This window comes from Nostoc sp. (genome assembly GCF_036917675.1).
Classification (GTDB): Bacteria; Cyanobacteriota; Cyanobacteriia; order Cyanobacteriales; family Nostocaceae; genus Nostoc.
Genome location: NZ_JBALCT010000016.1, coordinates 173,222 through 195,893, shown reverse-complemented (window position 1 = coordinate 195,893; position 22,672 = coordinate 173,222). Strand labels below are relative to the sequence as shown.

Here is a 22,672-nt window from a genome sequence, read left to right as displayed (position 1 = left end):
ACCCTATCGACTTTTCAAACACCCTCTATGTATTCATCACACCTATCTCTTCTAAAAGCTGTTCTAATGTTGCTTGATTATGATTCTGCATAACTACAATATGAGCAATTTTGCCATAACAAGCTAGTTGCCATCGTTTCTCAATGAACTTCTCTGGACGCTCAAATACAACCGTAGTCGAGAAAGGATTAATCAGTGCAAACTTTCTTGATTCAGCAATTTTATTCCAGAAATATTCTGCTAACCTCCGACAGTTTAATACTTCCTCTTTAAAGAGATGTTTTCGCTGTTTAATAGCATCCCAGAGAATGACTGGTGTTAATCCATTCCTACTGCCTGTAATTGTTGTATCCGTTGAGCCAAGATATTCAATATCAAAGGATTGCACTTTTTCTTTCCGTGCTAGCACTACTCCACAAGGGATTGGAGAACCGATAAATTTATGACCACTAACTGCTATAGAACCAATTGGATATCGAGAGAAATCTAGAGGAGTAGCTTCTTCCATATAAGGAATTAGCATTCCTCCTAAAGCTCCATCTACATGAATATGAAACTGACTTATATTTAGTTCAGAAAGTATTGCTACTACTTTACTAATATCGTCCACTGCCCCTGTAATTGTAGTTCCCACATTTACATTAATAATTGCAGGTTTATCCCTATTCTTATCGAGAGCTTCATGCAACGATGAATAATCTATTTCCCCATGAATCTGACTTTTTATTTCTACAAATGGTATGCGAAACATCCTTGCAGCTTTTACCACTGAATAGTGACAATCAGCTGAACCATAAAGAATTCCATCTGGATATAACTCACGCCCCATCAAAATACCATAAAGGTTTCCTTCAGTACCACAGGATGTTACATATCCCCAAGCATCATCTTTTTCGAGATGATAAATATCTGCAAAAAAACTAATTATTTCTCGCTCAAAATCTTTGGTATTGATTCCATAATTACCTTCTACGTATGCATCACCTAAATTATTAAGTGTGTATTTTAAAAGCGGTAATACACGGTGAGAATCAAATGCTAGATTATAAGGATAACCAGCATGAAGCTTTGAGCGACTTTGAAGACGTTCTAACAGACCATCAATCGAGAGAATAGACAAGTTTGCAGTGGACATAATCTTAATTACATTAAACTCATAAACATCCAATTTGAATCTCGCAAAACCACACAATACCTTTAGTCTTTCCTGTCAAGATATAGTTGCTATTTACAAGTCTAGAAGGGAGCAGATATCTAAGTAATTGAAAGAAAGTATGGGTTTTTATTAATATTCAATCACACAGTTTAATTGTGTTATTTTGGTAAAATATACATCTATCTTTTTGCTGAAGATATTGAGAATAGCAAGCAATGTTGATCTGAATAAAGGCTCTCTTGCCCACACTTTTTCCTGTTATCTATGTGCTATAGCTTAGAAAGTACTTACATACCAGGAAAACTGCTAAAATTATTTACCTAAAAACTGGTACAGCACGGCATAAATAAGCAGACCATTAAATAGTCTCCAATAAGTGGTATTAAATTTTGCAGCTAGCTAATTCATATTGCACGTTCATTCAGTCAGCGATACTTGTGTGACGTATTTCTTATTTCTTATTTCCATGAAATCACATAGACCCTGAATACTCAAGCATTACTTAGTAACCTTCATCACATCTTTAATTACTGAGTCATCTTCATGAAATTTTAATTCCTTGCACAACTGGTCTTCATATCTTTTGCATTCCATAGCTTTGAATCTAATCAGATTCTGCATCCTTAAAGCTTTGTTTGGCTTGAGTTACTGCTGTTTTGTTCAGGTCAGTTTGTTCAGTTACCCACTTAAATATTTATCACCCAATATCTTAGCGATACCTGTGGTGGTCACTGAGCGCGGCTATTGTGTGGGCAACTCTTGGAGAGGCTACGCCAACGCCTACGCACTGTGGAGATTTGGCGATCGCCTTGATGATAAAGTTAGGTTAGGCGCTACAAAACAAGCCAGTCACTTTATCAACGCACTACCCATTTAAGCCACCTTACAAACAGTCGGTTTTGGAAGTGCTTCCCCAGTGGCTTCATAAGCCATTATCAGTGACTCCAATGCTTCAGTACCATTTGCAACAGCTTCCTCATAAGTATCGCCATGCGTCCGAAAAGGCTGTCCAGGGAAATCGGGAAATCCGACTAAAAAGCAGTTGTCTTCATCAGACCATTGAATTAGCATTTGATATTTAAATTTGCTCATCTTCTTGATTCTCTCGCTGTTTTTCTTCTACTTCTTGAATTGCTTGTTGAACGTCTTTCTCTTGATAACGTTTTGCGTCTGAACTGTCTTTACCAGAAACCGTGAGTTTTCCCGCATATAAAGGATGTATCCAGTTTGTATGACTTCCTTTACCTGGGATTTCTGTAAAATTTGCTCTTGCCAGCATTTGTTTAAGTTCCCTGATTTTCTTTGGCATTGTCAGGTTTAGACGCTTAATTAATCCCAAGATATCGCACTTACAGCAAATCTAGGAATGCAATACTTCAAGATGAGTCCAGGGAAAACGTATTTATAATGAAGTAGGTTATGCGATCGCCCTTTTTAACAAACCACAGAGGAAGAATAGAGCGATCGCACTGTGGAGTTTTGGCGATCGCTTTTTTAACGAACCGCAGAGGCGCGACATAGAGGAAGAAGAGGAGCGATGCCTGCGGCGGGCTTTGCCTACGCACTGTGGAGATTTTTCAGGCGATCGCTCTTTTTAGAGAACTTGGCGTGTGTGATCGCTTTTCAATCTACTTATTTTAGATTAGTATTGAATATTACTGTGGAGACAATCAACATGAGCGAATCACAAGCAACTTGGAGTGCTGATGGAAGCCATATTCCTGATATAAATCCTCATACCAAAGCCAAACATCAAATTATTGAAACATATCTTGAAAATCTTATTTACACACTTTATGGCAAAGGTAGATATGGAGAAAGAACGTTTACTTTTGTTGATGGATTTTGTGGAGGTGGTATGTATTATGACCAGGATAATAAAACAGAGTGGCAAGGCTCACCTATTAGAATTATAGAAGCTATTCGCGCAGGCTATAAAAAATCAAAACGCCAGTATGATTTAAATGTTAAATTTATTTTTATAGATAATAATCGAGAACATTTAGCTTGTCTTAAAAATTATTCCATGCCAAAAGCTGGTCTAGGCGAGTTAGTTAATGGGCAACCGCATGAATTTAAAGGCGAAGTTGGAAAGTTAGTAGAAGAATGTGAATTTATATGTGGCGAATTTGAGAACTTGGTAAATGAAATTATATTCAAAATCGATATTCGCAAAGGACATTCGTTCTTTTTTCTAGATCCCTTTGGATGGACTGATGTTTCTATGCAAAGTATTAGGAAAATTAATGATTTAAGAGGATCGGAAATACTATACACATATATGATTGATTTTATAAAAAGATTTGTTATTGGTAAGTCTGGAAAAGAAAAAGATACATTTAACAGAATGCTAGAGGCAGAAGAATACTATAAATTTGATAATTTCAATAGTTTTGAGACAACAGGAGGTAAGTGTTCTCTTAGAAATGAATCCATGAGGTTATTTAGAGATAAAGGTAAGGCTGAATATGTATTTACTTTTTCAATGATTCCTAGAGGTAATGTTAGCGTTTTATATTATCTCATGCATCTTTCTCAAAACATTAGGGCTTTAGAAGTAATGAAAGAAAGTTTTTGGCAAGAAAATAACTTAGATTATCAATATTATTTTGAATTATATGGACATGGATTCAGAACAGCAGATTTTTATGAAGAAAACCAACTGGAATTGAAATTTGATATTACCAAAAATAGTGAGGAATTCTGTTTAGAGAAATTGGATACTCATCTGGGTAATATTATACGCAATAATCAAGACGGAATTATTTTCCGTGAGCTTTGTCATCAAACTATGGAACGTAACCCAGCTAGTAAAGAGCATTATAAAATTTATATAAATCTACTTAGAAATGAAAAAGAAATAGAGATTTGGAGAAAAGGTGAAATAGTAAAAGAGCGTAAAGTTGATTTACGAAAAAGTGATATAATCAAATTAACTAAATATAAACAGCTTTCAATTTTTTAAGATATTTTTTATCATCTCTTAAATAACTAAACTAAGGATGTGAGGATTTCTAATACTAATAATAAACTATATAAATAAAAGTGTGTGCTATGTCTATTATTAAAGGCGTTGAAAAAATTGTTAATCCTCTGCAACAGAGCGCTCTTAACAAAAAAGGGCTATGTGACTATGTGGTTAATGTAGCATCAGGGTGTTTGCATGGATGTACATTCTGTTATGTACCTTCTACGCCTGCAATTAGGACAAAGCAAGCACAATTGCATTCAAAAGGAGTAAGCGATCCTCAAATGGATTGGGGACAGTATTTATTTGTTCGAGAAGAGATACCTGAGCAACTAGAAAAAATCCTTAGTCGTAAAAGGTCTTGGCGTGAAACACCAGCAGGAAAAGGTGTAGTATTAGTCTGTTCTGGTACTGATCCTTATCAAACTAAACAGACTGCAAATGTTACGCGGGGTGTTGTTGAGGCTTTATCGAGACATAACAAAAAAGTCCGAATTCTGACTCGTGGTCTCTTATGGGTAAATGATATTGATATTCTTAATCGTACCAACGTGATCGTTGGCATGAGTTTACCATACCTCAATGATGAACTCAGTCGCCAGATTGAACCTCAAGCTCCTCCTCCTTCAGAACGTTATAAAGCAATGCTGGCAGGTCATAAAGCTGGGTGTAGGATGTATGTTGCAGTTGCTCCTACTCCTCCGAATATGACTTTAGATGATTTCAAAAGACATTTGGAAAAAATAATGTGTATCAATCCAGAAGTTATATTTTGGGAGCCTATAAATGCTCGCGGAAGTAATGGAAAACGTATGATAGCGGCAGGCTTGGATTTTACGGATTCCATAAGGCATAAAAAGTCATGGGCGGAATACTTTAAAAGGCAATGGAATGACATTGAAACAGCCGCAAGAGAAGTTGGATGTGAGGATCGGCTTCACATTTGGCCTGATCCTGAACTTAGAGGGCTTGTTGATGATGTCAAGCTGGATTATTGGTTGTATAAGCCAACAGTAGAAAAGTGGGATAGCTTGACATACTTAAAAAAATAGAGACGCGAAATTTCACGTCTCTACTTTCTGCGCCCTCTGCGGTTCGTTAAAGTTGCTTCACTTCAGAAACCAACTTCGCTACCATATCCTTAGCGCCACCAAAAAGCATCGTCGTTTTATCCTTGTAGAACAACTCATTATCTACACCGGCAAAACCCGTACTCATCCCGCGCTTAATCACAATTGTCTGCTTCGCCCGATCTACTTCCAAAATCGGCATACCATAAATCGGGCTATTTTTATCACTCCGCGCCGCCGGATTTACCACATCATTTGCCCCAATTACTAAAGCCACATCTGCTTGCTCAAACTGGGGATTAATATCATCCATATCGTACAACTGCGTATAAGGCACATTTGCCTCAGCCAGCAACACATTCATGTGCCCCGGCATTCTCCCAGCAACGGGGTGAATCGCATATTTGACATCAACGCCCATTTTTTCTAACTGATCTGACAATTCCCGGACGCTATGTTGCGCTTGGGCAACTGCCATACCATAGCCAGGCACAATTACCACAGAACGGGCATAACCCAACATCATCGCCCCTTCTTCAGCATCGATGCTGCGGACGGTTTGATCAGTTGCACCACCACTAGCAGCAGCACCACCAGAAGTAGAACCTGTCCCAAAAGCGCTGAACAGCACACTAAATAAAGAGCGGTTCATCGCCTTACACATAATCTCGGTGAGGATTAAGCCAGATGCTCCTACCAAAGCCCCAGCGATGATTAACATATTGTTCATCACCACGAACCCCGCCGCCGCCGCCGCCACACCTGACAACGAGTTCAACAGCGAGATTACCACTGGCATATCGCCGCCACCAATGGGGATGACGAACATCACGCCCAACACTAAAGAAACTCCAACCACTCCCAAGAATATAGGTAAGCTATCTGGTGTGATGATTAAGTAGACACTACCTACTATATAAGCACCCAGAAGCAAGAGGTTAAATGGTTGCTGGAATGGAAACGTAATCGGGGAACCGCTAATTAAACCTTGCAATTTGGCAAAGGCTAAAAAACTACCTGTGAAGGTAATACCACCGATTAACACATCCAATAGTATGGAAATGTTCACATCTAGGGGTATCGGCTGAGAACTATCTAATAACCGCCAGAATTCGGCAACGGCTACTAGTGCAGAAGCTGCACCGCCCAAACCGTTGAGTAAACCCACCATTTGGGGCATTTCCGTCATTTGGACTTTGTAGGCAACGATCGCACCAATTGCCGATCCAATCGCCAAGCCCAACAATATCATCTCGTAGTTCAACACATGTTGATCCAGCATTGTCGCTGCGATCGCCAGCAGCATCCCTACAGCCGCTACGAGATTACCGTTCCTCGCTGTAGCAGGTGATCCCAGCTTTTTCAAGCCCAGAATGAATAACGATGCAGCGACTAAGTACGTCAGCTGAATGCCAGTTGGTAAAAAGTCGCTCACGCCTTAATCTCCTTCTTCTTGAACATTTGCAACATTCTGTCTGTCACTAAAAAGCCACCCACAACGTTGATTGTTGCCAATACCACAGCAATCAAACCGAGAATTACTGACACATTCGTGTCTCTCGCACCAGCAGCAACTATTGCTCCAAGTACCGCAATCCCAGAAATCGCGTTTGAGCCTGACATTAAGGGCGTGTGTAGAGTCGGTGGTATTTTGTTGATGACTTCAAAGCCGATAAAAGATGCCAAAACAAATACAAACAAAGCAGCAAGTAATGCCTCTGTCATGAAATCAAAACTCCTTAATGTAAATCGGCATTGGGCATTGGGCATTGGGCATTGGGCATTGGGCATTGGGCATTGGGCATTGGGCATTGGGCATTGGGCATGGTTCATCTCCCTCATCTCCCTCATCCCCCAGTACCTAACTAACCGCCGATTGTTGAGTATTCAAAGCTTGTAGTGCATCCCGCACTCGTTGATTGCGAATTTCACCAGCGTGGGTAACGCAAGCTGCATCAACGATGTCGTCGCTAAAGTCAACCTGCAAAGCTTTGTCTTTAATTAGCAGTTGCATCAGCGAAGTTACGTTCTTGGCATACAATTGGCTAGCGTGAATTGGCATCGATGATGGGAGATTGATGGGGCCGATAATTGTCACGCCGTTCCACACAATATCTTTACCGGGTTCGGTGCAGGCGCAGTTACCACCCTGGTCAGCAGCCAAATCTACAATCACTGAACCTGGTTTCATTTGTGCTACCATTTCTTCTGTAACAAGCCGTGGTGCTTGTCTCCCAGGAACTTGGGCGGTAGTAATCACTACATCAGAATTTTTGACGTGTTCGGCGACAACTTCTTGAGTACGTTGTTTGCTAGCCTCAGAAATTTCCTTGGCGTAACCACCTGCGGCAACGGTTTCTTCCTCTAATTTGACTTCAACGAATTTTGCCCCTAAGCTTTGCACCTCTTCTTTAACGGCGGGACGGATATCAAAGGCTTCTACCACTGCACCCAAACGTCTGGCGGTGGCGATCGCTTGCAATCCAGCTACACCAGCACCCATAATAAATACTTTGGCTGGAGCGATCGTACCTGCGGCTGTGGTTAACATCGGGAAATATTTCGGTAATGCTGCTGCGGCAATTAATACTGCCTTGTAACCTGCTAATGAAGCTTGCGAGGACAAAGCATCCATACTTTGCGCCCTGGTGGTACGGGGAATCATCTCCATACTCAAAGCTGTAACTTGCCGATTTGCCAGTTGCTGCGCCACGACGGGATTTCCCAAAGGATTGAGGAAGCTGACTAATACAGCCCCTTCCCGGAGTAATTCAATTTCTGAGCGTCCATCTTCTCGTTCTTGCGGTGGGCTGACTTTCAGCAGAATATCAGCTTCGCCCCATAGTTTGGCAGTATCGCTGATTATTGTGGCTCCTGCTGCTTCATAGTCAGAATCGCCGAAAAAAGCTCCCTCTCCTGCACCTGTTTCTACCCAGACTTCCAAACCTTGTTTTACCAATCGGGCAACGGCATCAGGAATTAATGCCACACGACGTTCACAAACTTCAATCTCTTTAGCAACTGCTATTCTCATGAAATCTCCTGAAGATAAATACCTAATCTCTGCCAAGTAAGCGATTGCCCAAATGAGGAGTATTCCGCACTCATAGTACTTAGGCAGGAACATCAGCCATGACTTTTACTAGTAGATTGAATCTTGAATCTTTCCTCTCCCACTCTTGGTTGTCCAGGCAAAGCCTGACTTTGCCCCTCGCAGAGGTCATATTTTCAGATACTTGCAAACAGAGTTACGTATTGCACATCCTAAATTGATGATTCCCAAATTTTGCATCTTTATCTTCAACTTGTTTTCGGGATTGAGAAATTTTCGTATTCCTTTCTTATAGAGTAATATTGACCAAATTTTGAAAGTTTTATAATTTCCAAATTAAATTTTAAGGATTACGACTTTGATTCAAATTTATTTTAATCAATTTAGCGCAAGTTAACTAGCGATCGCTGATCGTACGCCTCAATTTTTATCACAAAATTATCAAATTTAGATACACTTATACATATTTGGAAACACAATCCAATCCTAACTGTGTTTCTATCTAGTTCAAATTTGACCAACTTAGTAATCAAATCAGGACTCTACAAGGGTAATGAAGTAAATTGAGTATATAGGACTCCTATTTGATTTTTGAACAAAATTAGGTATGTAGTATTAGAACGAAGTTCGTAACGCACCATTATCAAGGGTTTGGTGCCGTACTCTCCTTGTTAACACAACGCCAGTTCGCTCAAGTCGGGAAACCCGCCCACACGACTGGCTCCCCTACGCATCTTTTCAGAAATCAAACCGGATTCCTGTATGTTAAAATAACTACTAAGTAATTCCACTGTCGCCCAAAGTTCACTGAGATGGCACTTTTTATTGCAATTTAACGTCCATTGTTAGGAAGTGAGTAGTAAAGTTTAGTTAAAGAATACTAACACACAAGTTATTTTAGATCACAGATTTACATTTTGGTAGAGGAAGCCCAATTATGCGACGTTTACTTTCTGCTTTAGCCGTGACTGGCTTTTTGGTTACTGGATTACCAGCCCTGACTTGGGCACAAAGCTTACCTGGATTGACACTGTTTAGTGGCGTCAAAGGCGAGAATCAGTTGCCCTTTAGGTTAGATTTTGGTGGACAAGCTAATGGTTGGGATCGATACATATTGAGGATTCCAGCCAAAAGAATGAAATTGGCAGTTGGTCAATTTGCCATTACCTACCCTGATTATTACAAAGGAACTTTTGACCCGAAAAAAATTGAAGTTCGAGTCAAAGGGAAAGGAGTTCCGCTTTCTGAGGTGAAGTGGGACAAAGAAGCTAAGCTGATTAATATTTTTCCTCAAGAGCCGGTGCCAGCAGGTAGCCCAGTTGAGTTAGTCTTATCTAACGTACAAAACCCAGCCTTTGGCGGAGTTTATTATTTCAACTGTCAAGTTCTCTCCCCTGGCGATGTGCCACTACTACGCTACATGGGAACATGGATTTTGAGCATCAATTAAGAGTGGGGAGTGGGAAAGATGAGGCAGGGGAGCTCTTAGCTGGGAGCAGAGGGGAAAGAGGTAATTTTTAATTCTCCTCCTTGCGCCCTGCCTCTTGTGCCCAATGCCCAATGCCCAATGCCTAATTCCCCATGCCCAATTCCCAATTCCCAATTCACTAGTAAAGTGATAAAATTGCAGATTGTGAGTTTTTATAAAAATCACCTAAGAGGAGAACTGTATGAAAAGAACACTGGGCGGCACTAGCCGTAAGAGAAAAAGAACCTCTGGTTTTCGCGCCAGAATGCGGACACCAGACGGCAGAAACGTCATTAGCGCTAGGAGAAGAAAGGGACGTCACCGCCTGAGCGTTTAGGGCATATCAAGCTAAAAGAGCATCTGTGGCTTTGCCCAAAGCAAATCGGCTAAAATCCCGCAAGGATTTCCAGGCAGTTTTCCGGGAAGGAATTCGGTGTCATGGCTCTTATTTAACATTGAGAGCCTTAAAACCTTTATGTTCAACAAAACCTTCTTTGAACACTGCCACCCAGACTACACAAGCAACTGACTCAGCACATCTTGCCAGCACGCGGATTGGCATTTCCATAAGCACAAAAGTCAGCAAAAGGGCAGTGGTTCGCAACCGAATCAAACGGCAAATTACTGCTGCTTTACATAACTTACTGCCCAAATTATCACAAGGATGGCGGCTAGTGGTCATTGTCAAACCCACAGCAGCAGAATCTAAGTGCGTAAGCCCACAATTTCTGCAAGAATTAGAGCAGTTATTGGCACAAGCTGAGGTGTTCGATGGGAATTCGTGAAGATGTTTATTATGAAGGTGGCCCCCATCTTGGGGATTTAATTATCAACCTGCTGATTGGGCTAACCATAGTCGGGATACCATTAACAGTCGGGGCAATTGTCAGGGCATTCTGGCTGCGTTTCCGCATCACCGATCGCCGAATTACTGTGATCGGAGGTTGGCAAGGGCGCGATCGCACTGACATAATTTACTCAGAAATCGTCAAAGTTGTCACAGTCCCCCGTGGCATTGGCTTGTGGGGAGATATGGTGCTAACCCTGAAAAACGGCAGTCGTCTCGAATTGCGTGCAATTCCCAAGTTTCGGGAAGTCTATGACTACATCAACGAAAGAATTGCAGCGAAAAATCCCGAATATAGCGCTGCTGCCAACAAGTGATGGGAGTACGGGAAGTAGGGGGAGAAGAACCAATGCCCCATGCCCAATGCCCAATGCCCCATTTAAATGTGCGGCTATCCGTAGCGAAAGATAGTCGCCGACAAATTATGATTTAGATAAATTAGATTCAGTTTACAGTAACTCAGGTTGAATTCAGAATAATGGATTTTGGTATCAGCTTTCTCTCGAACAACGTGATGCTGCCAATCATAGATTTTTTCTATGGTATTGTGCCTAGCTACGGATTAGCGATCGTTGCTTTGACACTGATAGTCCGCTTTGCGCTCTATCCCCTGAGTGCTGGCTCAATTCGCAACATGCGGAAAATGCGAATTGTACAACCTCTGATGCAAAAGCGGATGGCAGCAATCAAAGAGCGCTATAAGGATGATCAGCAAAAGCAGAACGAGGAAATGGTCAATGTTCAAAAAGAATTTGGCAACCCTTTAGCAGGTTGTTTTCCATTACTAGTGCAAATGCCAGTCTTATTCGCGCTGTTCGCCACTTTGCGGGGTTCGCCTTTTGCAAGTGCGAACTACAGCGTTAACCTGCAAATCTTTCCCGCAGAACAAATCGAACAAATTCAACCGCAAGCATTTGCGACTGCTCCTCAAAATATTTACGTTGCGGATGGGGAACACGTTAAAGTAGCTGCAATCCTTCCCAGTGGTAACAAACTAGCGGTGGGAGAACAAACCAAGATACAATATCAGACCGTTGAGGGGAAACCATTTCAGGTACTCTTAGCAGAACACCCAGAAAATAAGCTGGTTCCTGATTGGAAAGTCACCAAAGGGGAAGATCGGATAAAAATTGATGCTCAGGGCAATGTCCAAGCCTTGCAGCCCGGAGAAGTTACCATTCAAGGAACAATTCCTGGACTAGCAGCAGACAAAGGCTTTTTATTCATTGATGCCTTAGGCAGGGTTGGCGCAAATGATCCAGATGGTACAATCCACTGGGATATTGTCGCCATGATTGTCTTTTTTGGGATCAGCCTTTATGTTAGCCAAATGCTTTCTGGGCAAAATTCCAGTGGTGGCAATCCGCAGCAGGATACAGTTAACAAAATCACGCCAGTCATCTTTTCTGGGATGTTTTTGTTCTTCCCCTTACCAGCTGGGGTGCTGATGTATATGGTGATTGGTAATATTTTCCAAACCGCACAAACTTATCTTCTCTCCCGCGAACCTCTATCAGAAGAACTGCAAAAAATCGTAGAAACTCAGGAGAAAGAAGCAGCAGTCACAGAACAAAAGGCATTGCCATTTGAACCAAAAAGTGGTAAGAAAAAGGCGGCAGGGGGATCATGAGCAACATTCCGATGCAGCGAGGTCAGGAGTGGTTAAAAACACTGCTCGAACTCACTGGGATACCTACTGAGATTCAGGGTCATTTAGAAACTGCCCAATCTCAAGAAGGCGATTCCACCGAACCAGATAACTACTGGTTGACCATTGACCAAACCAACTTTACCTCAGAACAAATCCAGATATTAATTGGTGCCGATGGTTCTGTGTTAGATGCGATTCAGTATCTAGCAAATTCGGTTTTAAACCTGAGCCAACCGCCGGAGGAACAAGCCTCTTACACCATTGAGTTGAATGGCTACCGGGTCAAAAGAGAAGCCGAAATTCGCACATTAGCACAAGCAGCAGCTGATGAAGTGCGCTTTTCTGATAGAGAAGTGGAAATCAAATCCCTCAGTTCTGCTGAACGGCGTCAAGTCCATACCTTCTTGAAGGAATTTGGAGATTTGGAAACCTTTAGTCGCGGTAAAGAGCCGCATCGTCATCTGGTTGTGCGTCCAGTTTCGTTGGAAGGAGTTGAGAGTTAAGAGTAGAGACGCGATTAATCGCGTCTGTAGTTAGGAGTTAATTGAAAACTCATAACCATATAATTTCAAAATTTCTCTTATTCATAAGAGATAAAATAAAGAGTCAAAATCAGTACAATCACTGATAAAGAAGATAAATTTTAGTGAGGATGTCTCACAAATCCTATGGACGCAATTTATATTCCGCAGCTAACTCAAGCCCCGGAGCGGACAGAGGAAGTTGAAGTTAACGAATTTCTGCCTGGTCTGGAAACGTTAACACCAGTTCGTGGCCATGTGCGCGTGCAGCATCATGGCAATTACTTGGAAGTGTCTAGTCAGGCAGAAACAATTATTACTTGTACTTGCAACCGATGTTTGCAGCAATACAATCGACGTTTAGGGCTGGATACGAAAGAAATCATCTGGTTAGACGAAACTGTAAATCAGCTAAATGACTTGCCTTTAGAAAGGGAAGTCATTATGGAAGAATTGCTTGAAACCCTACCGCCCGATGGTTATTTTTATCCCAACGAATGGCTGTATGAGCAGATGTGCTTGGCAGTACCTCAACGACAACTGTGCGATCGCAATTGTCCAGGTATTCCTGTAATTATTGATGATAGTTCTGATAGTCCTGAAACTCCAGTTGATAACCGTTGGGCTTCTCTGGAAGCACTGAAAAAGCAACTTCCGGGCTTATAGCTTATTGCTGATGGCTCAAATTCTGTGATTTCCCGCCCGTGCGATCGCTTTCGGGAATATTAACTTGACAGAGACAGCATGGGTGGCAAATATATGAGGCTTGTAAGATGCGATCGTAAAGTGAAGTAATCTAATACTAAATCTATTCATTAATAGGCAAAGATTTAATATCCTTAATTAACTGAGAGTAAAGCTGCCAAATAGGATAAGTCCGGTTTGGATTGTCTATATCTAAGTTAATAATTTTGCAATGTAAAAGATACCAAGAAAGATACTTCAAATTTTGTTGTTCATGACTATTTAAAACCTTAAATTTATTAATAATCTCAGTATGATTAGGAATTTTGTGGCTATCTTTAGAATCTAATCCTTGATGACTCTTTTGAAACTGTTCCTTAACCTCGCGTTTGTAGTATTCGCCTTTAGGTTTTATTTTTTGAATTAGCTCTCCATATAAACTCATAAGGTCTCGGCAATCTTTTTCAGAATAAGCAGTATCAGATGAGTAATATAAGTTTAAGAAATTGATAATATAAAATAAATTCCTATTTTGTTCATCATCTAATTGAGACATTAAAGATGTTATATTTTCTTCTGTGAACAATGAGTAAAACACATTTTCAATAAAATTTCCTATAGACTTAACTATTTGTAATGGATTTGCTGATTCTTCACCGGTTGATGTGGAGCTTGCGCCGGGGATGGAAATCCAAGAATTATGAACAATATCACTATTACTCCCACTAGCAACATTATGATTAGGCGCCAAAGAGTTGGAATTGGCTGATGGGGTGTTTGAGTTTGTTCTGGCGGGAGTGTCGCCAGTGAGGGTAATACTTCCGTTTTTTTTTCCAGTGATTCAACTACTTCTTTTGCAGGTTTTTGTACATTAGTTGCAAAACCTCTCCAGACACTAGCTTCGTGCAGAATAGTTCTTTTTTCTAAATTTTCTGTCACAACAATTAAAACGCCATCGTTTTTTGTTTCTCCGTCCCAATTCACCCATTTTTTAGGTAGAGGATAATTTCGGAGTTCTTCTGCCAATTTCTCTAAGTTTTCAGAGGATTTACTTTCTATTTGATATTGTTGAGAGGATTCTATTTCACTAAATTTATTGCTATAAACTGGTTCAATATGCTCGATATATTCGTTGACTTCTTTTAGATTGACTCGAAATTCTTCTAGCCCATAGAATTCTACTGATTTCTCAATCATTTCACTTAATGATAAATCTTTCTGTAAAATATTCTGGATTGTACTATAAGCAATCTTTCGTAAGACTACTTCATTCTCTTCTATATCATCAGCTATCCAAACTATAGAATTAAAAACTTTTCGCCCCAGCCTAATAGAGCGTTGGGCTGATTCAATTCCTGTAATTTCTAATAAAAGTTTTTCCTTATCTCTTAATATAAGTAGGGAAGGCTTAACTTCATTAATTAAATCGTTAACAATAGCTCTTTGACCATTTTCTTCTCCTATAACTTGACGTAGTATCAAACCAGGAACTTCTACAGGCTGATGTTCTTCACTCTTGATACTACGCCAGTGAATACCTGTCTGGCCTAGTGCTGAAGTTTTAACATAAATTTCAAAGTTATTCATAACTCAACCATCCTTGTTACTCACTAGAAAATAGACTGGGGAAAATTGAACCATTTATGTCCTTGAACAACCGCAAAACCATCATTATTTTTACAGCCGATCGCAAATTTATATAATGCATTGTTGAATGCATTAATTTCTTCTTGAGTTGCCTGAACTTTGAGCGAAGTTGATTCAACATTTGATTGGGTTTCTTGAAAATCAACTTGTTTTTGGTCAACTTGCCCTTTTGCTGTATAGTACGGTGATTCTCTATCATCAAAAATATTGAATATAGCTCTAGCTAGCCACCACGTATTATTTCGTTCATTTAAGAGCTTTTCTTTTTCATCAAATTCTCTTTTTGCATTCTCTAGCTTACTTTTATCCCTACTAAGCTCACTTGTAAGTGTTTCAAACTTCTGTTCTTCTTTTTTAAGAATTTCTTTTTTCTTTTCTAAGAAAACATTAATCAGAAACAATAAAATATATCGGAGAGGTTGATCGCCATCTTTAGGTTCGTAGGGAGCATTAATAGGAGTTTTATGGTAGTAAAACTTAGTATACCCATCGTTATCAGTCTTGGCATAACTAAAAACTACATTTCCAATAGTTTGAACTGGAGTTATTACTACAGCTACCTTATCAATTAAAGAATCTGATTTGAAAAAATCGAGCAATTCACTATATCCGATTTTGATATGGTATAGTAACCTCTCTGCATCTCTAGGTGTTTTAGTATAGGTTTCGCACTTGACAGGAGCTAAAATCACTAGTCTAGGCGATGTTACATTACTATAAGCATCTTTTAATAGTTGAGTAATGCGCTGAGAACTATTTTTTTCTTCATGCCATGTCCCGATTTCCGCATTATTTACCTTTCCCGTCTTTTTCTGCATGAGTGCGGTAGCATCAATAGGAATTACTACAGCATCACATTCATTTAACTGCCGTTTAACATATTGTCTTTGTTCATCTGTCGCATTTGGATTAAAGTATTCGCCAGAGGGATCAGTAAACCTCAATTTCATAAACTTTTTTCCACTACTACCAAGCTCAAAGCTAAAACCTTGGTCATTCCAAGGGTTGTCTTTAGGCTGCGTAGGAGTAACTTGATTTTCTAATTTTGCATCTATATTTTTCAAGACAGACTTACATTCTTGTATGGCGCGTAATGTATTGTTATCATCTACCCAAGTTTGGAGATTAGCTCTGTCGAAAGTTTTGTGAAATTCTTCGTGCATGGCTGCTAAAAGACTGGTTTTACCCATTCCTCTGAGAGCAACCATAATGATTTTTAATTCTTCATTTCCATCTGTCATAATTTCTCCTTACTACTATTGAGCTAAATTAAAAGATTCAAGTTGATTAACTAGAGTAACTTGATTAACTGATTCCAGCCATTGTTTTCTCATCTCTCTATCTCTTTCTTTTTTTCCAAAAATGTCTGACCATATCTTTGGGCGAAGTCCCCTGAGAAAATTTTTCCATTCTTTTTGAATGTCTTTTTGACGAATGATGTTATCAATAAATTCCTCTACCATTGCATGAGCTGCTTCATTGGGTTCACACAATAATTCCTCTATGGCTGGCTTAATAGTATTAATTGCTTTATCATAGTCAATTTCCAGAGCCGTTAAAATATCTTCAGCAGTTGTATCTTTAGAAACAGCAAGTGTTTTATCTTGTTGTTCCGAAATTCCTCCTGATTGACCCGTCACAGCACTAATATTAGTAAGTCCATCTAAGTGTTGGCGAATCCGAGGAAGAATTAACCCACGATATGATAATTGGAAACCTGCTATGATTATAAATCCTGTTTTTAGCTTTGCAAAACGCTCCGGTATGAGTTCAGAGATTTCAGTAAAAAACTCAGAACCTTCACTATTGCTGATGATACCTAAACGACCTTTTTCTTTTAACACATCAACAACCTGATTTTTAACTAACTCCACTGTCCGCTTGAGGTTTTCATCTAAAGATAAGAAACGATGAGAGATAAATACTCTCAGATCATCTTGATAATCAGGATAAGTTCTGAATGCACTACTAATCATAATTCGATTATTAATCTCTTCTAGGGCATTTTCGGAGGATAAAATACCCTTATCTCGTTCACAATTTTCAATAGCAGCAATGACACCATTATGTAACTCTTCATTGGGAGTCTGACGCAGATACCAAAGCTGTGTCCTAAGTCCTTGAAGTCCTAATGCAACATCTTTCCACCAACCATTATCACTATCTCCGAATAACTCGCTAAAGAGTTCTTCAGTTTCTTGAGAATCGTCTTCTGCATTTTGATTAAAGACAATTTTGGCTTTGTTTAATTCAGCATTTACGGCTTGATGAATTTCTAATAAGCGTTCTTGACAAGTAGAAGTGTATTGTTTGTCCAGAACAGTCAAATTATTAGTTAAATAATCCAAAACTTGATCTAAAAGTTGATCTGCTTCTGTGTCATTACTACAGTTAGCAATCAAAGACTTATTTACACTAATATGTTTTTCTTTTACTGTATCTAATAAATCTTGGCAGTTTCTCAAATTATCACCATTATTTGACTCGGCATTAGTTCTATTAATTACCACAAATGACCATAAGTTAACTGGCAAATCTGCTAAGGCTGAACGAGCCGTATCATATAATTTAACATCTACATCTGCCCAATAATCTCCAACTGATTTAGGCATTCTTACAAATAAAACAAAATCAATATCTTTTCCTAATGCTTGAATTAACCTTTCTTCATCTCCAAGTCCCGTATCTCCTAAACCTGGCATATCCACTAAAGCAATTTTCCCAATATCAACATTCGGGAATTTGCAGGTAATTTTTACTTCTTTAACCGCTAAATAGTTAAATAAAATTCGTTGGCCATCAAGAGTATCTTGAGAAACATATTCTCGAATCTCATTTTTCTGAATAATTCGAGGTGAAGTTTCTTTGAAGAGATGACGATATTGATTGAGGTGAGTATGATATCGCTTTAAATGTTCATACATTGCCCCAGGTGCTGCATAACCAGGGATATCTTGAGGTAATGGTGGTAAAGGTTTATTGGCAAATTCTTCTAAAGTAATCGGTTTTACGCCTAAACGAAGTTTTTCATAGTAAGGAGTAATCACTTCATCTAAAAACGATCGCTCCGTATGAAACCACACCTCTCCATAAGTATCCACATTCGGGTTATGGTGAATTGTACTCCGAACCCCTGTACAATGTTGGCGATCGCCATCAGGAATTTCGGCTGCACTTAATCTGGTTAAACTTTGCAAGAGACGGCTTTTTCCTTGTCTAGCACGTCCCACGACACCTATATTAAGAGTATTGCGAGAAAAACGGTTTTTCAGCTTAGTTAAGGCTTCTAACTCAGAGGCAATAGTCAACTGAATGTTAGAAAAATTAATTTCTTCCAGTCTCCCAATAACATTCGGCTCATCAACTTGCTTTAAAAGGTGATTCCGGTAGTCCTCCACTTGATGCAAGGCTGTAGAAAGAGTTTTCAACTTACCCTCTACCAGTTCAATCCTCTGAGCAAGGGGTTTACGCTTCTCAATAATGCTAGTAATAAGTGTGGTTCTGTCCATTAGATAGCCTGATCAAAGTGTTTAGCTCTAAGTGTATTATAAAAACCTTAATTTTTCGTTAGTCCACGGAGGAAGACGAGAGTTTGTGTAGTAGGGTTCGCGTCAGCGTGCCGGAGGCTCTATTCTATTCCCCTAATACTTTTCAACCATCCTCTCAGATGGCAATAGACTTGTTAGACGCGATACAAACCTGAACAATGAGAGAATAACTAATAACCACAGCTATATATGAACTTCCGTGAAGAGTTTAAACTGCTGCTACGCGCCCGCTACCCTTTAATTTATATTCCCACATACGAAGAGGAGCGGGTAGAAGCAGCTATCCGGGAAGAAGCAACCAACCAGGGTAATCGCCCAGTGTATACTTGGGATTTTGTCGATGGCTATCAGGGAAACCCCAATGATGCTGGGTTTGGGCGGCGTAACCCGTTGCAAGCTTTAGAATTTATCGAAAAATTACCCGCTTCGGCACCAGCAGTATTGATTCTACGAGATTATCATCGCTTTTTAGATGATGTAGCGATCGCTCGCAAACTCCGCAACCTGTCGAGACTCCTCAAGTCGCAACCAAAAAATATTGTATTATTGTCACCACGCATCGCCATCCCTGACGACTTAACCGAAGTTTTGACTGTTGTCGAGTTTCCTTTACCCGCCGCCCCAGAAATTAAAACTGAGGTGGAACGCTTACTACAAAGCACTAGTAACTCCCTTTCTGGCAAAGTTTTAGATGACTTGGTGCGCTCTTGTCAAGGACTTTCGATGGAACGGATTCGCCGAGTTTTGGCAAAAGCGATCGCTACCCACGGTGAATTGCAACCAGAAGACGTGGATCTTGTTTTGGAAGAAAAGCGTCAAACTATCCGCCAAACCCAAATCCTGGACTTCTACCCCGCCACTGAGCAAATTTCTGATATTGGCGGACTGGATAACCTCAAAGACTGGCTGATTCGTCGGGGAGGCTCCTTTACAGATAAGGCGCGACAGTACGGATTACCGCACCCCCGTGGTTTAATGTTGGTGGGTATTCAGGGAACTGGTAAATCCTTAACGGCAAAAGCGATCGCTCATCACTGGCATTTACCTTTGCTACGTCTGGATGTCGGCAGGTTATTTGGTGGTTTGGTGGGTGAATCAGAATCTCGGACTCGCCAAATGATCCAAGTAGCTGAAGCCCTCGCTCCCTGTATTTTGTGGATTGATGAAATAGATAAAGCCTTTGCCGGAGTTGGTAGCAAAGGTGATGCCGGAACAGCCAGCCGTGTGTTTGGCACATTTATTAACTGGCTAGCCGAAAAAAGCTCACCCGTTTTTGTCGTCGCCACCGCCAACGACATCCAAGCCTTACCGCCGGAAATGCTCCGTAAGGGGCGATTTGATGAAATTTTCTTTGTGGGTTTGCCCACCCAAGAAGAGAGAAAAGCAATTTATGATGTTCATTTATCCCGATTGCGCCCCCATAACTTGAAAAGTTATGACATAGACAGGCTAGCATACGAAACGCCCGATTTTTCTGGGGCAGAGATTGAGCAAACTTTAATTGAAGCGATGCATATTGGATTTAGCCAAAACCGCGACTTTGCTACCGACGACATTTTAGAAGCAGCCAGTCAGATCATCCCCTTGGCGCGAACTGCTGTAGAGCAAATTCAGCAACTCCAAGAATGGGCTGCTGCGGGGAGAGCGCGTTTAGCATCGAAACACAATCCTTTAAGCGATCGCCTCCGGCGCACTCCGTAAACGCATTCAACGGCAGCTACAATAATGAGTTAGTTAATTATTGCTAGTCAATAGTCAACAGTTAATCTTGAATTACTATTGACTATTGACTATTGACCACTGGCGATCAGGTTTTAATTATGTTGTCTGGCTTCACAAAATTTATACTTGGGTTTTTATTAGCGATCGCTGTGTTAGTAGGTGGCGGCGTTGCAGTTGCACTCTATTTCATGAATCGCACCGGCATACCCCCTGCCAAACCTGTTTTTTCCAACGATAGTCCCTCGGTGAAAGCCCAAGCTCCAAAAGGAACTGAGCCTGGAAGAGGTAAACCCAGCCTTAAGACTGGGACTCAGGCTCAATCTTCTGCAACCTCCACTCCCACAGAATCACCAAAGGCTACCCCATCACCAAAACCATTACCATCGGGAGCTTATCGAGGGCGTGTTAGTTGGGCTCAAGGGTTAAGTTTGCGATCGCAACCAAATCAAGAAGCTGAACGTATTGGTGGGGTTGGTTTTAATCAAAAAATTATTGTTTTAGAAGAAAGCGAGGATAAAGCTTGGCAAAAGATCCGTTTGGAAGGTAGCGAACAAGAAGGTTGGGTAAAAGCAGGTAATACTGAAAAAGTTGATCAACAATAGCTTAAAAAATCAGAGAAAATAGAAGAACCACAACATTTATAGCAAACAAGAAAGCAAGACCAAAAATAAGATGTGTCTATTCAACAAAACTAACTAATATCACAGGCTGCTAGTTTTATAGCTAAAGCATTGGGGTATCGCCACGGTTGAGAACCACCAATCCAAATGCGTGAGGGTAAATGACCGATTGGTGCTTTGAGACTAAAATTGAATTCCGAGTTGGCATAATTATAATTGTATACATGCCAACCAACTTGATTACAAAAAATTCCATAGTCTCCATCCACGTTTTTGTAAATAAGTGTTTGCACGCTAAAACCAAAGCGTCCATGACTGTAATTCACCCATAAATGGTCAATGGTCTGTAAATCTTCACAGGTAAATTTATCAATATTACTACTAAGTATATAGCTACCTCTAGGCTTTGCTAGTGCCTGACACATCAGTTCCCAAGTTTCTCGATCTGCTAATTGCCATTTTCCTTTTGCTAATAAATTATGCAAATGCGTATAATCAATAGTAGTTAACGTCTGATAATTAGAAATATTTAGCAATTTCTTTGGTTGTTGTTCCAGTATCTGCAACGCTTCTGTTGCAGATTGGAAGCGTTGCGAAACGGCATTTTTTAAAAGTTTATCTAAGATTTCACAGAGGCGAATGCTAACAGTATTGTCTGCTGGTAAATATTCCTGCCATACCCAGCGATCGTTAGCAATATCGAACAAATCAAATGGAGAAACATCGGTGAGTAAGTAAATACATGTTACACCCAAGCTGTAAAGATCGCTGGCTGGTAATGCCTTTCCTCGCAATTGTTCGGGAGCAATATATTCTGGACTACCTATTATTGTGCCTGTACGAAGTTGCCTCGTATTAGTGGCTAATTTAGCAACTCCAAAATCTATTAAAACCAGATCACCTCGAATCGAACGGCGCATAATATTTTCCGGTTTAATATCTCGGTGAATTACTTGTCGGGAATGGATAAATTGCAGTGTGATCAATAAACTTTTTAATATCTCCCAAATTTGCGGTTCTTTCAAAACGCCTTGTTGTTTTAATTCCTGGGCGAGTGTTTGTCCATCTACTAATTCCTCGACGATATAAAACTTTTTATTTTGTTCAAAGTGCGCTAGTAATTTGGGTATTTGAGAGTATTCTAGTTCATTGAGACGGAGGGCTTCTTGGTGAAATAGTTTGACTGCTTTGTGCCAAACCTCAGTATTTTCCTCTTGAAAACATAGCTGTTTGATTGCACATTTGGGTTGAGATGGAAGATGTTCATCAATAGCTAAAAATGTTCTCCCAAAGCCACCACGTCCAATGAGAGCGAGTGGGCGATATCGCTGCTTGAGTAACAATTCCTGACCACAACTATTACAAAAACGAGAGATGTCAGAATTTTGCGGACGCAGGCAATCAATATTGGTACAGTAGCTCATACTATAGGAGTCCTATTTGTTGCAATTACTATATATAGGAATCCGGTTTGATTTATGAAAAGATATGTAGGGGAGCCAGCCGCTCAGAGGGGTTTCCCCAAGTGAAGCAACTGGCGTTGTGTTAGCACGGAGAGTACGGCACCAAACCCTTGATAATGGTGCGTTACGAACTTCGTTCTAACACACCCTACAATACCTAATTTTGTTCAAAAATCAAATAGTAATCCTATCGCTTTACATTGGTTATTATTCCCCCTACAGAAGCTTGTGTTTCATATCAGCTTGGAAAATTTC

General features: G+C 40.3%; 24 protein-coding genes. 12 read left to right on the top strand and 12 right to left on the bottom strand.

What is annotated here, in order from left to right; translation table 11 throughout:
* Nucleotides 1–25: 25 nt before the first annotated feature.
* On the bottom strand, nt 26–1,135 hold the full coding sequence (locus tag V7K31_RS05955) for a histidine decarboxylase (RefSeq protein ID WP_335093165.1): 1,110 nt from the start codon (nt 1,133–1,135) through the stop codon (nt 26–28).
* Nucleotides 1,136–1,877: 742 nt separating this feature from the next.
* Here V7K31_RS05955 and V7K31_RS05950 point away from each other — a divergent pair.
* The gene (locus tag V7K31_RS05950; RefSeq protein ID WP_335093163.1) at nt 1,878–2,033 is read left to right on the top strand and encodes a hypothetical protein; all 156 of its coding nucleotides are present in this window, start codon (nt 1,878–1,880) and stop codon (nt 2,031–2,033) included.
* Here V7K31_RS05950 and V7K31_RS05945 read toward each other — a convergent pair.
* Nucleotides 2,030–2,248: a type II toxin-antitoxin system HicB family antitoxin gene (locus tag V7K31_RS05945; RefSeq protein WP_335093161.1), complete on the bottom strand. Its 219-nt coding sequence runs from the start codon at nt 2,246–2,248 to the stop codon at nt 2,030–2,032. The genes V7K31_RS05950 and V7K31_RS05945 overlap by 4 nt on opposite strands.
* Nucleotides 2,235–2,465, bottom strand: a complete 231-nt coding sequence (locus tag V7K31_RS05940; RefSeq protein ID WP_335093159.1) for a type II toxin-antitoxin system HicA family toxin — start codon at nt 2,463–2,465, stop codon at nt 2,235–2,237. Before V7K31_RS05940 ends, V7K31_RS05945 begins: the two co-directional genes overlap by 14 nt.
* Nucleotides 2,466–2,831: 366 nt before the next feature.
* Between V7K31_RS05940 and tcmP the strand changes: the two genes are divergently transcribed.
* Together tcmP and V7K31_RS05930 are read left to right on the top strand one after the other, a co-directional pair.
* Nucleotides 2,832–4,121, top strand: a complete 1,290-nt coding sequence (gene tcmP / locus V7K31_RS05935; RefSeq protein ID WP_335093158.1) for a three-Cys-motif partner protein TcmP — start codon at nt 2,832–2,834, stop codon at nt 4,119–4,121.
* Between the two features lie 89 nt (nt 4,122–4,210).
* Complete coding sequence (locus V7K31_RS05930) at nt 4,211–5,176, top strand: SPL family radical SAM protein (protein WP_335093157.1); 966 nt, start codon at nt 4,211–4,213, stop codon at nt 5,174–5,176.
* A gap of 46 nt (nt 5,177–5,222) precedes the next feature.
* On the opposite strand, the gene V7K31_RS05925 is transcribed toward V7K31_RS05930, so the two are convergent.
* The 3 genes from V7K31_RS05925 to V7K31_RS05915 all read right to left on the bottom strand — a co-directional run bounded on the left by V7K31_RS05925 (nt 5,223) and on the right by V7K31_RS05915 (nt 8,228).
* Nucleotides 5,223–6,629 (bottom strand): NAD(P)(+) transhydrogenase (Re/Si-specific) subunit beta, encoded by a 1,407-nt coding sequence (locus V7K31_RS05925; protein ID WP_335093156.1) that lies wholly within the window; start codon nt 6,627–6,629, stop codon nt 5,223–5,225.
* Complete coding sequence (locus tag V7K31_RS05920) at nt 6,626–6,919, bottom strand: NAD(P) transhydrogenase subunit alpha (RefSeq protein ID WP_191757267.1); 294 nt, start codon at nt 6,917–6,919, stop codon at nt 6,626–6,628. Before V7K31_RS05920 ends, V7K31_RS05925 begins: the two co-directional genes overlap by 4 nt.
* 136 nt (nt 6,920–7,055) lie before the next feature.
* Entirely contained in the window at nt 7,056–8,228 is a 1,173-nt protein-coding gene (locus V7K31_RS05915) for a Re/Si-specific NAD(P)(+) transhydrogenase subunit alpha (RefSeq protein ID WP_335093154.1), read from the bottom strand.
* A 955-nt stretch (nt 8,229–9,183) separates the two neighbouring features.
* Between V7K31_RS05915 and V7K31_RS05910 the strand changes: the two genes are divergently transcribed.
* The 7 genes from V7K31_RS05910 to V7K31_RS05880 all read left to right on the top strand — a co-directional run bounded on the left by V7K31_RS05910 (nt 9,184) and on the right by V7K31_RS05880 (nt 13,399).
* A complete protein-coding gene (locus tag V7K31_RS05910) occupies nt 9,184–9,696 on the top strand; it encodes a DUF2808 domain-containing protein (RefSeq protein WP_335093152.1) in 513 nt (170 codons plus the stop codon).
* A 220-nt stretch (nt 9,697–9,916) separates the two neighbouring features.
* Nucleotides 9,917–10,051: a 50S ribosomal protein L34 gene (gene rpmH / locus V7K31_RS05905; protein WP_094327629.1), complete on the top strand. Its 135-nt coding sequence runs from the start codon at nt 9,917–9,919 to the stop codon at nt 10,049–10,051.
* Between the two features lie 25 nt (nt 10,052–10,076).
* Nucleotides 10,077–10,499, top strand: coding sequence for a ribonuclease P protein component (gene rnpA / locus V7K31_RS05900; protein ID WP_335093151.1), 423 nt, complete (start codon nt 10,077–10,079; stop codon nt 10,497–10,499).
* Complete coding sequence (locus tag V7K31_RS05895; RefSeq protein ID WP_335093150.1) at nt 10,486–10,878, top strand: PH domain-containing protein; 393 nt, start codon at nt 10,486–10,488, stop codon at nt 10,876–10,878. Before rnpA ends, V7K31_RS05895 begins: the two co-directional genes overlap by 14 nt.
* A gap of 161 nt (nt 10,879–11,039) precedes the next feature.
* A complete protein-coding gene (yidC, locus tag V7K31_RS05890; RefSeq protein WP_335093148.1) occupies nt 11,040–12,191 on the top strand; it encodes a membrane protein insertase YidC in 1,152 nt (383 codons plus the stop codon).
* Nucleotides 12,188–12,715: a Jag family protein gene (locus V7K31_RS05885; RefSeq protein WP_335093147.1), complete on the top strand. Its 528-nt coding sequence runs from the start codon at nt 12,188–12,190 to the stop codon at nt 12,713–12,715. Before yidC ends, V7K31_RS05885 begins: the two co-directional genes overlap by 4 nt.
* Nucleotides 12,716–12,880: 165 nt before the next feature.
* On the top strand, nt 12,881–13,399 hold the full coding sequence (locus tag V7K31_RS05880) for a YceD family protein (protein WP_335093145.1): 519 nt from the start codon (nt 12,881–12,883) through the stop codon (nt 13,397–13,399).
* 15 nt (nt 13,400–13,414) lie between these two features.
* Here the strand turns inward: V7K31_RS05880 and V7K31_RS05875 are convergent, their stop codons facing one another.
* From V7K31_RS05875 to V7K31_RS05855, 5 genes are all read right to left on the bottom strand, one after another.
* A complete protein-coding gene (locus tag V7K31_RS05875; RefSeq protein ID WP_335093144.1) occupies nt 13,415–13,549 on the bottom strand; it encodes a hypothetical protein in 135 nt (44 codons plus the stop codon).
* The gene (locus tag V7K31_RS05870; protein ID WP_335093143.1) at nt 13,542–13,973 is read right to left on the bottom strand and encodes a hypothetical protein; all 432 of its coding nucleotides are present in this window, start codon (nt 13,971–13,973) and stop codon (nt 13,542–13,544) included. The genes V7K31_RS05875 and V7K31_RS05870 overlap by 8 nt, the downstream gene beginning before the upstream one ends.
* 71 nt (nt 13,974–14,044) lie before the next feature.
* A complete protein-coding gene (locus V7K31_RS05865) occupies nt 14,045–15,004 on the bottom strand; it encodes a hypothetical protein (protein ID WP_335093142.1) in 960 nt (319 codons plus the stop codon).
* A 23-nt stretch (nt 15,005–15,027) separates the two neighbouring features.
* Nucleotides 15,028–16,305, bottom strand: a complete 1,278-nt coding sequence (locus tag V7K31_RS05860) for a TRAFAC clade GTPase domain-containing protein (RefSeq protein ID WP_335093141.1) — start codon at nt 16,303–16,305, stop codon at nt 15,028–15,030.
* A 15-nt stretch (nt 16,306–16,320) separates the two neighbouring features.
* Nucleotides 16,321–18,492, bottom strand: a complete 2,172-nt coding sequence (locus V7K31_RS05855) for a hypothetical protein (RefSeq protein WP_335093140.1) — start codon at nt 18,490–18,492, stop codon at nt 16,321–16,323.
* A 309-nt stretch (nt 18,493–18,801) separates the two neighbouring features.
* Between V7K31_RS05855 and V7K31_RS05850 the strand changes: the two genes are divergently transcribed.
* Together V7K31_RS05850 and V7K31_RS05845 are read left to right on the top strand one after the other, a co-directional pair.
* Nucleotides 18,802–20,313 carry an AAA family ATPase gene (locus V7K31_RS05850; protein WP_335093139.1) on the top strand — a complete coding sequence of 504 codons (1,512 nt, stop codon included), beginning with the start codon at nt 18,802–18,804 and terminating at the stop codon, nt 20,311–20,313.
* Nucleotides 20,314–20,432: 119 nt separating this feature from the next.
* Nucleotides 20,433–20,936, top strand: coding sequence for an SH3 domain-containing protein (locus V7K31_RS05845; RefSeq protein WP_335093449.1), 504 nt, complete (start codon nt 20,433–20,435; stop codon nt 20,934–20,936).
* A gap of 89 nt (nt 20,937–21,025) precedes the next feature.
* On the opposite strand, the gene V7K31_RS05840 is transcribed toward V7K31_RS05845, so the two are convergent.
* Nucleotides 21,026–22,378, bottom strand: coding sequence for a serine/threonine-protein kinase (locus V7K31_RS05840; RefSeq protein WP_335093138.1), 1,353 nt, complete (start codon nt 22,376–22,378; stop codon nt 21,026–21,028).
* Nucleotides 22,379–22,672 lie beyond the last annotated feature (294 nt).